Origin of the sequence: Microcoleus sp. Pol17C6, from assembly GCF_036701145.1 — a bacterium.
Classification (GTDB): Bacteria; Cyanobacteriota; Cyanobacteriia; order Cyanobacteriales; family Microcoleaceae; genus Microcoleus.
This window is the reverse complement of sequence record NZ_JAUBQH010000038.1, coordinates 49,105-62,976: the sequence shown is the minus strand read 5'-3', so window position 1 is coordinate 62,976 and position 13,872 is coordinate 49,105. Positions and strand designations below refer to the sequence as shown.

General features: G+C 45.2%; 11 protein-coding genes. 4 read left to right on the top strand and 7 right to left on the bottom strand.

Annotated features, from left to right (window positions below; all coding sequences use genetic code 11):
* Positions 1 to 56 precede the first annotated feature (56 nt).
* The gene (locus tag QUA25_RS19085) at positions 57 to 746 is read right to left on the bottom strand and encodes a hypothetical protein (protein ID WP_333040510.1); all 690 of its coding nucleotides are present in this window, start codon (positions 744 to 746) and stop codon (positions 57 to 59) included.
* 294 nt (positions 747 to 1,040) lie between these two features.
* On the opposite strand from QUA25_RS19085, the gene QUA25_RS19080 reads away from it, so the two are divergent.
* Both QUA25_RS19080 and QUA25_RS19075 read left to right on the top strand, forming a co-directional pair.
* Positions 1,041 to 2,402 carry an NB-ARC domain-containing protein gene (locus QUA25_RS19080; protein WP_333040508.1) on the top strand — a complete coding sequence of 454 codons (1,362 nt, stop codon included), beginning with the start codon at positions 1,041 to 1,043 and terminating at the stop codon, positions 2,400 to 2,402.
* A gap of 31 nt (positions 2,403 to 2,433) precedes the next feature.
* The gene (locus QUA25_RS19075; protein ID WP_333040507.1) at positions 2,434 to 3,048 is read left to right on the top strand and encodes a Uma2 family endonuclease; all 615 of its coding nucleotides are present in this window, start codon (positions 2,434 to 2,436) and stop codon (positions 3,046 to 3,048) included.
* Between the two features lie 209 nt (positions 3,049 to 3,257).
* Here the strand turns inward: QUA25_RS19075 and QUA25_RS19070 are convergent, their stop codons facing one another.
* From QUA25_RS19070 to QUA25_RS19055, 4 genes are all read right to left on the bottom strand, one after another.
* Positions 3,258 to 4,280 (bottom strand): ATP-binding cassette domain-containing protein, encoded by a 1,023-nt coding sequence (locus QUA25_RS19070; RefSeq protein ID WP_333040505.1) that lies wholly within the window; start codon positions 4,278 to 4,280, stop codon positions 3,258 to 3,260.
* Positions 4,281 to 4,486: 206 nt separating this feature from the next.
* Positions 4,487 to 5,704: an ISAs1 family transposase gene (locus tag QUA25_RS19065; RefSeq protein ID WP_445242231.1), complete on the bottom strand. Its 1,218-nt coding sequence runs from the start codon at positions 5,702 to 5,704 to the stop codon at positions 4,487 to 4,489.
* A gap of 546 nt (positions 5,705 to 6,250) precedes the next feature.
* Positions 6,251 to 6,439, bottom strand: a complete 189-nt coding sequence (locus QUA25_RS19060; RefSeq protein WP_015175516.1) for a hypothetical protein — start codon at positions 6,437 to 6,439, stop codon at positions 6,251 to 6,253.
* Positions 6,440 to 6,754: 315 nt separating this feature from the next.
* Positions 6,755 to 7,678, bottom strand: a complete 924-nt coding sequence (locus QUA25_RS19055; protein ID WP_333040503.1) for a histone deacetylase — start codon at positions 7,676 to 7,678, stop codon at positions 6,755 to 6,757.
* Between the two features lie 396 nt (positions 7,679 to 8,074).
* Here QUA25_RS19055 and gyrA point away from each other — a divergent pair, with 396 nt between their 5' ends.
* Together gyrA and QUA25_RS19045 are read left to right on the top strand one after the other, a co-directional pair.
* Positions 8,075 to 10,786: a DNA gyrase subunit A gene (gyrA, locus tag QUA25_RS19050; protein ID WP_333040501.1), complete on the top strand. Its 2,712-nt coding sequence runs from the start codon at positions 8,075 to 8,077 to the stop codon at positions 10,784 to 10,786.
* Between the two features lie 234 nt (positions 10,787 to 11,020).
* A complete protein-coding gene (locus QUA25_RS19045; RefSeq protein ID WP_333040499.1) occupies positions 11,021 to 12,316 on the top strand; it encodes a ribonuclease D in 1,296 nt (431 codons plus the stop codon).
* On the opposite strand, the gene QUA25_RS19040 is transcribed toward QUA25_RS19045, so the two are convergent.
* Positions 12,273 to 12,611 (bottom strand): hypothetical protein, encoded by a 339-nt coding sequence (locus QUA25_RS19040; RefSeq protein ID WP_333040496.1) that lies wholly within the window; start codon positions 12,609 to 12,611, stop codon positions 12,273 to 12,275. The genes QUA25_RS19045 and QUA25_RS19040 overlap by 44 nt on opposite strands.
* A 154-nt stretch (positions 12,612 to 12,765) precedes the next feature.
* Positions 12,766 to 13,827 (bottom strand): NAD(P)-dependent alcohol dehydrogenase, encoded by a 1,062-nt coding sequence (locus QUA25_RS19035; protein WP_333040494.1) that lies wholly within the window; start codon positions 13,825 to 13,827, stop codon positions 12,766 to 12,768.
* Between the last annotated feature and the right edge of the window lie 45 nt (positions 13,828 to 13,872).

The following is a 13,872-nucleotide window of genomic DNA, read 5'->3' as shown; positions in this document are numbered from 1 at the left end:
AAAACCCTTATTTTGCCCTACAACCCTTGCCAGACAAGCGTTGGAGCCGCAAGTTTTTAGACCTGAATCCTTACGAATATTTGACCACCCAAGGCCTGATTATTAACTAATTTTTGATTGCTTTTTAATTGTTCTTGAAGGTGGTTTGAGGAGTTTTGGGAAGTCTCAGGTAAAAATACTTGCTGATCTATAGCTACATCAAGAGCAATCTCAGAAGCTAATTTGAATAGATTTTCATCAAATAGTGACGTAGATTTAGAAACTAAATTGACTAAATCTTTAAACTGCTTGTTTTTTTCGATTGCTTGAAAAATTGAAATCTGCTTTTTCAAAGGCAAGCCTAAAAATAAGGGATTCATAAAAACTAGGCTACGGGCAGTTGATACAAAGCTTAATTGAGGTTTTTCATTAAATTCAGGTACAAAAAAATCTATTAATCTGAGTTCATTACCAAATTTTGCAACCACAATAGCGGTAGAGTTGGTAGAGTTTTCTGTTTGACCTTCCGTTTTCTTAGTTAGTTTAATCCTTTGTCCTTGTTCTTTAATTGATTTTGATTCCGTAAGCGTCATAATTTTCCCTGACTTGATTTCAGACTGCCCAACAGGGATGTCAGTTACCTTAACCTCAACTCCTGAAAAATCGAGCAAGCTACAACCGCCAAGTAAGCTGATCGTTGAGAGAGTAGCTACGAATAACTTAGCACTTCTTGTAATATGGGTAGCTTTAAATAAGTAAGAACTCATTATTTTAATCCCTAATTTTTTAACAAATCTGAAGTTTTATTTTTGGGAAAGTCCGGTGCCCTGTTCAGCAGGATGATGCTATTAACAATTATTAATTATTCTTCTTGAGGTTGTTGCTAGAGGTAAAACGTGGGATTTAGTGAAATTCACAAAAGTTTACAGTGAGATTTTAGTGTGATTTAGTTGTTTAAGTTGGAAAAAGTGTTATAAAGTGGGAAAATCCTAAATTCAACCATACTCCAAGGCAGCCCTATAGACATTCAAAATGTATTACAATGGACAGACGATCAGATATTGGCTAAGACGGGAAAACATCTTGATTCCCTACAAAGATGTACTTTAGAGCAAGTGTGGGAAGGTCATAAATACCCAGAAATAGCTAAAGCTTGCAAACGCAGTGAGGATCATATTAAACAGGTTGCCAGGGAATTATGGAAACTTCTCTCTGATATATTGGGAGAAAATGTCAAGAAATCAAATTTTCGCTCCACAATGGAGAGATATGAAATCTCTAAAGTTTCAAATTCGGGTTATTTTAACCTTGTGCAAAAAGGAAATATAAACGTTTGCACAGAAACCTCACACCCTCCAAAAGCTCCACAACACTCACCCCCTACACAAACCTCGAATCAAGACGACACCCAACAAAAACCGCGACTCGATTTAAGAGATGCACCGGAGCTCAAAACCTTCTACAACTACCCCAACTCACCCCTCACCGCCCTCGAAACCTGGATTATAGAGCAAAACTGCCGCCTCCTCACCATCACAGGCATGACAGGCACCGGCAAAAGTGCGATCGCCCGTAACCTCATCCCCCAAATTCAAACTCAATTCGATCGCATCATCTGGCGCAGTCTCCGCACCTCCCCACCCCTAGAAACAACTCTCAAAAATATTATTCAATTTCTCTGCGATCGCACAGATATTAACTTTTCCACCAACACCGATGCTCAGTTGTCAATCCTAATAGAAACTTTGCGCGACAATCGCTGTCTCATCATCCTAGATGACATGCAGCAAATTCTCAGCAGCGGGCAACTTGCAGGAAATTATAAACCCGGATATGAAAATTACGGAACCCTATTTAAACTCATCGGCGAAATTCCCCACAATAGCTGCTTAATCCTCAATAGTTGGGAACCTCCCTCAGACATCATTACATTCACCGACGATAATTCAGCAGTATGTTTATTACAGTTAACCGGTTTAGGTGAAGCCGCAACAGAAATTCTTAGAGAAAAAGGTTTATTGGATGAAGAAACTTGGCCAGAATTGATTGCGCTTTATCAAGGTAATCCCCTGTGGTTAAAATTAGTCGCTCAAACCATTAACAACTTATTTGGCGGTAGAGTCTCTCAATATTTAAGCTATCAACCAGTATTTTTAAGCGATGAATTGACGCCGATATTGCAGCAGCACTATCAGCGGTTGTCGGAAATAGAAAAACAGGCGATTTCGCAACTTAGTAATGAAATACAACCTGTTTCCTTTCCCCAATTTATGGCAAAATGTCAAGGTTCCCCGCGCGAATTATGTCAAGCAATTCAATCTTTAGCAAGACGGGGAATGCTCGAAAAATTGAGCTATGAATCTGAAATAGTTTTCACGATTCCACCTGTGTTAAAACAGTATGTTAAAATGGTTGCAGAATAGTCTTAAATATCTAGCTAAATGAGATGAAATCATGACCGCAACTCGTACCCAACCTAAGCAGATTCTCAGTTTCGAGCAATTTGTAAAGCAACTTCCCGACGAAGAAGGCCGCTATGAACTTGTCAATGGAGAAATTGTGAAAATATTACCAATAAGACTGCATGAGGATGTTGCTGATTTTCTGATAAAACAATTTGATAGAGAAGTCGATCGCGTTCCGCTCAATTACAGGGTATCTGGCCGATTTATGCTGAGGACATTAACCCCGAATGGTAAAGAACAAGGCCGCCATCCTGATGTTACAGTAGTAGACAAAACCCTCTGGGAATCGCAGCCCTTTGCCTATTCAGCACTAACTGAACCACCACAATTAGTTGTAGAAGTTGTCTCAACAAATTGGGAAGATGATTATATCGACAAGCTGGATGAATATCAGCGGCTGGGAATTTCTGAATATTGGATTGTCGATTATTTAGCGTTGGGTAGCAGAAACTATTTGGGCAACCCGAAAGAGCCGACTGTTTTTGTTTACCTGCTTGATGAAAATGGCGTTTATCAAATGACTGCTTACCGAGGAACTGAGCGAATTATATCTCGAACTTTCCCAGAATTAGCGCTGACAGCAGAGCAAGTGTTAGATTTATGATATCAAATCCAGCTTAAATATCTCCCTTTATTTCTTAGTTCGCGCAGGCGGACTTCGTTTGACAAGGAGCGATTTCAACGGCCGAATCATCTTAAATAGGACTAAGGCCTCATAAACCCGGTTTCTGAGGAAAATCTGGTTTGGCGACGAGAAATCTGTCAAGAAACCGGGTTTATGACCCCGCGCGCGGAGATTACTATTAAACTAAACTACGATCGCATCGCCTGTTTTTGCTCAGCCTTCAAATCGCGGTTGCTAGCAGCAGCCAACTCCGCATCCAACAGCGTCTTACCCGTCGCAGCCAAATACACATCATCCAAACTCGGCCGAGATTGAGCAATCCCAAAAGTAGGCAATCCCGCATTTTTTAAAGCTTGCTGAATAGTTACCAGCGCATCGCTTTGCGGTGTTACTACTAAATTGAGAGAATTTCCTTGAGCCGCGTTGACAATTACTTCCTGCACAAAAGGCAGAGATTCCATCAGAGTTTTAGCTTTTTCGGCTTCTTCCAGCGGCGAAAACTCCCGAATCCGCAAAGTCACCCGATCGCCCCCAACCCGATTTTTCAACTCCTCCGGCGTCCCCTCAGCAATCACCGTACCCTTGTCAATAATCGCCACGCGATCTGCCAAAGCGTCAACTTCTTCGAGATAGTGACTTGTAATCAAAACCGTCGTACCTTCTTCCCGCAAGCGACGCAGGAAATCCCACACTACCACCCGGCTTTCAATATCCAGCCCGACAGTCGGTTCGTCTAACACCAAAACATCCGGCTGGTGAAGCAACCCAGCAGCTAAGTCGAGGCGTTTGCGGATACCGCCGGAATAAGTACCCGTCTTTTTATTTTCCCACTCCTCCAAACCGAGGAGTTTCACCATTTCGTCAATCCGCCCTTTAATCGTATTGCGCGGCAAATGGTAAAGCGCTGCTTGCAGTTGCAGGAGTTCCCGCCCCGTCAGCACCTTATCAAGAGCCACTTCTTGGGCGACATAGCCTAGTCTTTGTCTGGCAATTCTCGGCTGACTGACAGCAGAAATACCAGACACTTCAATGCGTCCGCTATCGGGCGCACTCAAAGTACAAAGTACCCGCAGGGTTGTGGTTTTGCCTGCACCGTTGGGGCCTAGCAAACCAAATATTTCCCCCGGTTCTACCTTGAAGGAAACATCTTTAACGGCTTCTACAGTGCCGTAGCGTTTCTGAAGATTTTCAATTAAAACGGCGGGAGCCATATATTTTGGGGATGAACTGGTTGTTAATATTTTGACACTTCCGGGCTCAAATTGCCGGAATGGTCGATCGACCAATGCGACTGGCTGTGCTGGTAAAGATCGCACACTCCTCCTCAACCGGAAACTGCCTATAGTTTTGATTCTTAATATCAGTTTAAAAAATATTAACTTTATAGCGGTTTTCAACCAGGGTAAGAGCATCTCAATCAGTCTTGACAAAAGGATTTGAGAAGAAGCATCATGTATTCATCATTCATTGCAGCCCGTTTCCTTTTCTGTCGCAAGCTACGCTTGAGAGTAGTTTCTTGATTGACAGCATTCAGGGACATCCGTCTGATAGCAGCCAAGTTCCGAGGGCTATTCAACGACCGAATGCGACATCGGTCTTCATTGAAAGTGACATCTAAAATCCAATGTTCTTGATTTTCAATGCTCCAATGTTGACCAATAACGCGACCATTAAGCCGGGCATCTACGGGTAAGGAACTCAGGTAGAACTGTACTTCATGAGTGGTTGTGTTCCACAAATAACGGAAACGTTCTACTATAACAATAGTCTGAATATCTGCCCAGTCTTCTTGTTTGTAAAGTCGTCCGAGTGCCGCCACTGGAACCGCCCAAACTTTTCGAGTTTCGACTCTATGATGTGCTGTTTCCGTTCGGGAATCTTCACTCACTTCAATTCCAGCAAATTGGTTGGCTCTGGCTGTTTCAAACCAGGTCTTGACTTGTTTGTAAAGAGTTGGATGATTCTTTTTGAGGGTAACGACATAATCGGCTTTTTTTTGACGAATGAGCCGCACAATCTCGGTCTGAGTACCCATCGCATCCATCGTAATAATCGCTCCGGTGACATCGATTAATTCCAATAGAGCTGGGATAGCTGTGATTTCATTGGAATGGTTTTCCACTTTAACTTGTCCAAGTACCAACCGATTTTCGCTGGCCCAAGCTGTCACTAAATGTAAATTATTTACCCCGGTTTTTCGGTCATAAGAACCTCGAAGATTTTTGCCATCAATCGGGATAACTTGTTGGCCAACTGGCCCAATTAATTGTTTAACCCATTCAGTCAACTTCTGTTCTAAAACTTTCGGGTCTAGCTTTTCAAAAACTCGTCGAAAGGTATCATCGCTCGGGATGCCATTGGGTAAGTCTAAAAATTTTTGCAACCATTGCTGCTTACTGATTCCATAATTTTCCATGTCTTCCCATCCCTCACCTCCAGCTATTGTAGATAATATGGCAATGACGAGAATGTCTTTCAGTAGGTGGCGTTTGGTTCGGTTCACTCTTGGGTCGGGTACGTCATCAAAATAACTTGACAAGCTCCCTTGTAACTCTTGCATGGAAATAGGTGGGGCTTCTGAGCGTGGTTGCTTTGACTCAGACGTTGGCACAACGGGCAGGAATCCTTTATCCATTGAGTTTTACGGCTTGATGACTTAGCTTTTAAGGCATTATAGAATTGCTCATACGTGAATGCCACGTTTTCTATAGTTGTCTTTTTGTCAAGTACAATTTATACCAAATTAGATGAGCTTACCCTGGGTTTTCAACCCTGATATTCATCAGTTTTCCCACTATCCAATCTCCCATCTCAAATCCAAAAAATTATGAGTTTTGAGTTAATTATAACTTTTCAGTTAACAACTCAAAACTCACAAGTTTTCAACAAGTAGAGATGCACCCGAAACCTGTTATTTTATAATTATCTCTACCTATAGGCTGATGTGTAGCGAGATTTTGATAATTAACACACTGGTCAAACACATCACACTTTTGAGCCAACTATTAAACACAAAAAACTTCCCGACTTGGCAAGTTCTACTTGTAACGAGTTCCCAAAAAATGTAACTTTAGGCCCGTGCTCTCAACCCCGATAGTTATCAGTCATTACCAATTATTTAATCGAAAATCGCAAATCGAAAATGGTATTAACTCCCCTAAACGGAGTGCCTGCCACGTCTTTAATCGACAATTTTTACCCAACCGCGGCGAACGTTGTACAGCAGTCGGTTGATGATGGCATACTCATCTTCATTCAGTGTTCTTTCTAAGAGTGCAGATCTGAGCTGTCTCCGGTCGTGGCGAGTCACGACGCTGGAGAACATGACCTGACCAAATAACTCTTCGAGTGTCATTTGGGATACTGACATGATAAACCTCCTAGTTGATTGAGACAGATAAAATTTTAACAGGCTTGTTGTATTTGTATTATGCACTCTAGGAGTGACTTCAAAGGCGATCGAACACATTGACACGGTGTGATTTTTTGGTTAAAAATCTGTGACCAAGACTTTGATGCCAAGTGACTTGGATCTCTTAAATTTGTGATGCTTGTCACAGAAGTCAGAGGGAAAAAGGCTATCAAGCGCGATCGCCAAATCTCAGCTTCGCCGATCGCCCTCAAAAACTCTCCATCCCGTCCTCACCGCTTCTCAACCTTATTTTCCCCTATGCCAATTTTCCAGCTAATTGAGGCATCGGTCAATAGTCGCCACAACCGACTCGGCCAACTCTTTCAGCGCGTAACCCCCCTCCAAACCAAAAGCTATGCGGCGGGTGAGTTGCAGACAGTATCCGGTGAAAGTACCGAAATCTGATGGCATCAGAGTCATGCTCGCCAGCGGATCGGACGCAGTAGCGTCATAACCAGCGCTGACAATCAACAAATCCGGTTCAAATTTGGACAAAAAAGGCACGACAAGAGATTCAAAGGCGCTCAGGTATTCAGCTATGCCACCGCCGGGATACAGGGGAATGTTCAGCACGTTGTCGTAAGCACCGCGCTCCTCGGCATCTCCTGTTCCCGGATAGCACGGAGATTGGTGCAGGGAACAGTAGGCAATTTGCCGGCAGTTTTCCACCAAAGATTGAGTGCCGTTGCCGTGGTGCACGTCCCAGTCGAGGACAGCGACGCGGTTGATTCCCGGCTGTTCCAGGGCGTAGTGAGCGGCGATCGCAGCATTGGAAAACAAGCAAAAACCCATCGCGCGGGCGTTTTCGGCATGGTGTCCCGGTGGCCTGGCCAGCACAAAAGCCGGTTCCCCCGCAGCCACCACTCGATCGACCCCATCGAGCCAAGCACTCGCCGCTAGCAGCGCTACATCGTAACTTTCAGCAGAAATCGGCGTATCACCGTCGAGGTAGCCGCCTCCCCGATGAGCCAAATGTTCGACTTCTTTGATGTATCTTTGCGAGTGAACTTTTTTGATAGCCGAGAACAGTTGTTGTTCGCGCTGCGGCACTGGGGTGGGTAGTTGCCACTCAATTTGAGCTGCCCAAGGAGCAGCTTTCAGAGCGTTGACGATCGCCGTTAAACGTTCTGGTCGCTCTGGGTGAAGCATTCCAGTCTTGTGCAGCAAGAAATCTTGGGAGTAGATGACGGGTAGCATCAGCAGATTTTAGAGTTAATTTTTGAGATTTTAGATTTTCTGTTTGTTTCAATTCGGCCTTCGGCTGTGTGAAATTAAAATTGCTATCGAGTAACCATTTTAATTTCTTAGAGGAGCGTCAAAAAAACTCACGAAAGCAGGAAACCCTTCAGCCTAAAAAAACCTTTTTAGCTTTTGCCAACTGCTGACAAAATTACCAACTGACAAATTATCAATTGTGCTTGTTTCGTCCCTTAATTTTTCTGGCAACTTTCCCATAAAGTCCAAGGCAAATTGTGATATAATTTCAGGAGTAATTGGCAATATTTGGCAGCTCTACTGAATCCAAACCGATTTTATCGCATTTTTGAGATTTATAGCGGTCAAATTTAAATTTTTAACGGAGTTTTTCAACCTATGAGCACCTCTGAGTCGCGGATAATCCCGACGGATCTGGGTAATGAGATGTCCCGATCGTACTTGGAATACGCCATGAGCGTAATAGTCGGTCGGGCGCTACCAGATGCCAGGGACGGTCTCAAGCCCGTTCACCGACGCATTCTCTACGCCATGAACGAATTGGGCTTGACTCCCGATCGACCTTTCCGCAAATGCGCCCGCGTCGTGGGGGAGGTGCTGGGCAAGTATCACCCGCACGGAGATACAGCGGTTTATGACGCCCTGGTGCGGATGGCTCAGGATTTTTCCATGCGGGAACGCCTGATCAACGGCCACGGCAACTTCGGCTCCGTTGACAACGACCCGCCCGCTGCCATGCGGTACACCGAATGTCGCCTCACAGCTTTGACTAGCGACTCCATGCTGCGCGACATCGACTCGGAAACAGTTGATTTCGGCGACAACTTCGACGGTTCCCAGCAAGAACCCCTCGTACTCCCCGCACGCATTCCCCAAATCTTGCTCAACGGTTCCTCCGGGATTGCTGTAGGGATGGCAACCAACATTCCGCCGCACAATTTAGGCGAAATAATAGACGGTTTAGTAGCACTAATTCACAATCCAGCAATTACTGACCTGGAATTGATGCAGTACATCCCCGGCCCGGACTTTCCCACCGGAGGGCAAATTCTGGGTAGAAGCGGCATTCGCGATGCTTACACCACCGGTCGCGGTTCGATTACAATGCGCGGAGTCGCCGGCATTGAAACCATCGAACATCCCGGCCGCCCCGACAAAGAAGCAATTATTATCACCGAATTGCCTTACCAAACAAACAAGGCAGCGCTAATTGAGAAAATTGCCGAACTTGTCAACGACAAAAGATTAGATGGAATTTCCGACATTCGCGACGAAAGCGATAGAGACGGAATGCGGATCGTGATCGAACTTAAGCGCGATGCCTATCCCCGCGTCGTCCTCAACAACCTCTATAAACAAACACCCCTCCAAGCCAACTTTGGAGCTAATATGTTAGCGCTAGTAAATGGGGAACCCCAACTACTTACGCTCTCCCAATTCCTCAATGTCTTCCTAGATTTCCGCATTGAGACAATTACTCGCCGGACTCAATATGAGCTCCGCAAAGCAGAAGAACGCGACCACCTTCTGCAAGGCTTATTAATTGCCCTAGACAACTTAGATGCAATTATTCACCTAATTCGCGCCGCTGCCGACTCCGCCGCAGCCAAACAAGAATTGATGGATAATTACGGTCTTTCAGAACAGCAATCAGATGCAATTCTGCAAATGCAGTTACGGCGTTTGACAGCATTAGAAGCACAAAAAATTCAGCAAGAACACGAAGAACTGCGAGCTAAAATCGAAGATTTGGAAGATATCTTAGCGCGCCGGGAACGCATCTTAGAAATCGCCGAATTTGAAGCAGTCGAAATCCAAACTAAAATCGCCACTCCTAGACGCAGCGTCATCGAGCACGCCGAAGGAGAAATCGATGAAAGAGATTTAATTGCCAACGAACAAGCAATTATTCTGATTACAGAGCAAGGCTACATCAAGCGGATGCCTGTCAGCACTTTCGAGGCCCAAAGTCGCGCTACTCGCGGCAAAGCAGGCGCGAAAATGAAAGAAGACGACGGAGTAGAACATTTCCTTTCCTGCTGCGATCATGACAGCGTTTTGTTCTTCAGCGACAGGGGCGTAGTTTACTCTGTCAAAGCTTATCAAATTCCCGTCTGTTCCCGGACAGCCCGCGGCACTCCAGTGGTGCAACTGCTGCCGATTCCTATAGAAGAAAAAATCACTTCTATGGTGTCAGTTACAGAATTCACCAGCGAAGAATACTTAGTCATGCTGACTCGCGGCGGCTACATCAAGAAAACCGCACTTTCCGCTTTTGGCAACATCCGCACTAACGGATTAATCGCGATTTCTCTAGAAGAAGGCGACCAACTGCGCTGGGTGCGGAGAGCAAAAGTGGGCGACAGCATCATCATCGGCACGCGCCAAGGCATGGCAATTCATTTCCGCACCAATCACGAACAGTTGCGCCCTGTTGGCCGCGCGACGCGGGGTGTAAAATCGATGAAATTGCGATCGGGCGATGAGTTGATCAGCATGGACATATTGCCCAGTTCAATTGTTGCCGAGATTGCTGAATTGGAAACTGAAGATTCGGAATTCGAGGGAGCTAATATTGCTCAGTTAGAAACTGAAGATTCGGAATTTGAAGTAGCAGAAATTACTGACCTAGAAACTGAAGATGCGGAATTGGAAGATGAAGAATTAGAACTGCAATCCGAGGAAATTGAAGGCGAAGAAGCCGAAGGAATTACCAAAAGTAGCAGCGACGTTCCTTCAGTGTTGGTAATCACCACCAACGGCTATGGCAAGCGGGTTCCAGTTTCTCAATTCCGCCTACAAAGACGGGCGGGCAAGGGATTGACGGCTACTAAATTCAAGTCTAAAAAGGCTAAAGATTACGTAGCTGCGCTGCGAATTGTCAACGAAGATGACGAGTTGATGATTATTACCAACCGAGGTATTATTATCCGTCAGGCTGTGAGTGCAATTTCCACCCAATCGCGAACTGCAACGGGCGTGCGGGTGCAGCGGTTGGATGAGGATGATTCGATCGTAGCTGTGGCTTTAGTGCCGCCTGCTGGTGAAGAATCGGCCGAAGAATCGGAATCTGAGGAAGTGGCAGAATAGTCATAGGTTAATAGTTTGTAAGGTACGCGCTGCGTACCTTACTGCTGAAGGGTAAAAATGCGATCGTCTATTCCCGGTTTCTGCCTCCAAGACTGGTCAACATTTAATACTAATTATGAAAAAATACCTCTAGGGACACCGCATTGCCGTGTCCTTAATGCGATTGTTGACAATCGATCCCATAATTGCTATAGCATAATAGAATCATAAAGTTAATAGCAAAAGTCTGTAAAAATGCCTTATTTAACAGCACAAAACGACATCAAAGCACTCATCGCTAAATTTGCCAGAGCTAAAATCCTTTGGGTTGACACAGAAATAGCAGACTATAAATCCAACCCCAGATTATCTCTGATTCAGGTGTTAGCTGACTCCACAGATGCGACGGGAGATGCCACTTTTCTACTAGATGTCTTGGATCAACCAGAATTGGCAAAAGATTTCATCAACCAAATCATGGTCAATCCAGATATTGAAAAAGTTTTGCACAACGCCAGCTATGACATCAGATTTCTGGGCAACGACGACGCTCAAAATGTCACTTGCACATTAAAAATGGCGAGAAAGATTCCCACTTACATTCTGCCATTACCTAATCGACAACTCAAAACTTTAATAGAAACACTTTGTGGCATTGCTTATGTAGATAAAACCGAACAAAGCGGGGATTGGGGCAAGCGTCCCCTGACCGAGAAGCAGCTAGAATATGCCAACATGGACGCGGTTTATTTAGCTGGAGTGCATCGCCGCCTGGTAGAAATCCTTGCCCAATGTTACCCCGAACCCGCAACGGAAAACTTGACAGCATTGGGCGAAAAATATCAGGAAATAGAATCTCGGTGGAAGCCACTAGACTCAGAAATTGCTGAAGTCAAAGAACGATTTAAAGCGGGGATGCTGGCCCAAAAGCTCAAAGACAGTTCTTATTTTGAGCTTTCCAGTTCGATAGCTATGAAAGTAGATTTTCTCACCCTGGCAAGACTGACGCAAACTGAGGGAATTGAGTTAAATTTTCCGGTGACACTGACGAAAGAAATTCAAAAACAGTTAGGCGAACTCATCGCCGATCCATCTTTGGAAGTTGAGGAGATTGCTAGTTGGCGGTTGAATTCCAACCTACAGCAGCGGCGAAAATCTACTAAAAAAATTGCGCCGGAACCGGAGAGTGAGGATTTAACTGCATTGGGGGAAAGGTACAAAGAAATTTTGCCTGAATGGAAGTTGCTGGATTCAGAAGTTGAGCATCTGAAAGAGCGCATTAAAAAAGCAATGTTGGTGCAAAATCAGGAAAATACTCCCCATTTTAAGTTATCCAGTTCCTCGATTTTGAAGGTGGATTTTGCTAAATTAGCAAAAATTGCGTTATCTATGGGAGTTGAGTTAGATTTTATGGTGACGCTGACTCAATACATCCAAAAGCGGTTAGGGGAAGCGATTAACAAAATTGATGTGCAAATTGAGTATATTACGAGTTGGCGGATGACGGCTAAGACGGTGGAAGAGGAAGATGATGATGAAATCCCTTTTTAACTACTAAAATATCAAGTTTTCTCTCATTTTTCTGTGTTTTTAGGGGTCTGGAAGCGAGAGAAATAGGTCTAGAAACAATGCCGAATAAGGGGGTTGCCGCCTGTATACCCTCTTGATAAAAGCGATGTTTATTACAAGTTAAATTCATTAACAATTGTACAGATTCACAATATTTATCCAAATAATTGACCCAATGCTCTCCATCTTGCGCCAACGCCAAAGGTACTCCGTCTGCGGTATTTTTTGCTTTGTTCTTTAGGCGGAAATTCCCCGCTTTGGGGCACGGCTGTTTCATTCTCAGAAAAACCAGGATTTTGTAGGGGCAATGCTAAGAGTGCCCGCCCAGGCCCAGACACGATAAATTGGGCATTTCAGCGATCGCGGCTCTTCACGAGGGTTTGCCCCTACAAGAGTAATGAAACAGCCCTGCCTTCTAGGGGTGGCCTCAGTTATTCAGATTTAAGAGAAGCCATATCAATTACAAAGCGATATTTCACATCGGACTTGAGCAGTCTTTCGTAGGCTTCGTTGACTTTCTGGATAGGGATAACTTCGACATCGGCGGTGATGTTATGTTCACCGCAAAAGTCGAGCATCTCTTGGGTTTCGGCGATGCCGCCGATCATAGAGCCAGAAAGACTGCGGCGACCCATAATCAGACTAAATGCCGCTACATCTAGAGGCTTTTCAGGCGCACCAACCAGGGTGATGTTACCGTCGAGGCGGAGCAGGTTGAGATAAGCATTAATGTCGTGCTTGGCGGCGACGGTATCGAGGATAAAATCGAAGCTACCAGCGTGCTTTTGCATCTCGTCAGCATTACGGGAAACAACAACTTCATCGGCACCCAGGCGGAGTGCGTCTTCTTTCTTGTCGGGGGACGTGGTAAAGACAACGACGTGTGCTCCCATTGCATGAGCAAGCTTCACGCCCATGTGCCCCAATCCGCCCAGACCGACCACGCCTACTTTCTTACCCTCTGTGACTCCCCAATGACGGAGTGGCGAATACGTGGTAATGCCTGCACACAGGAGTGGCGCAACTCCAGCCAAATCGAGGTTTGGGGGAACGCGCAGCACGAAGCTTTCATCAACAACAATGCTATCGGAATAGCCACCATAGGTGACTGGAGCAGTCTTGTGCTTGTCTGGGGAGTTGTAGGTGAAGATAACATTTTGGCAAAACTGCTCAAAGCCAGCTTTGCAATTGGGACAGTGACCATCCGAATCGACCATACAGCCGACTCCCGCTAGATCGCCGGACTTGAACTTCGTCACTGCTGAACCAACTTGAGTGACCCGTCCGACGATCTCATGACCGGGAACGATCGGGTAGGTCGTGGACATGAAATCGCTCCACTCGTCACGCACTGAATGTACGTCAGAGTGACAGATGCCGCAGAAGAGGATTTCGATCTGTACGTCGTGTTCGGTTGGATCGCGCCGTGCGATCGTGTCGGAGGCTAGCGGTGATGTTGCACTGGCTGCGGAATAAGCTTTCGTGTTGTACATGAATCAATGCTCCTAGCTGTTTACGTTTGGTATATGGTACTGTTC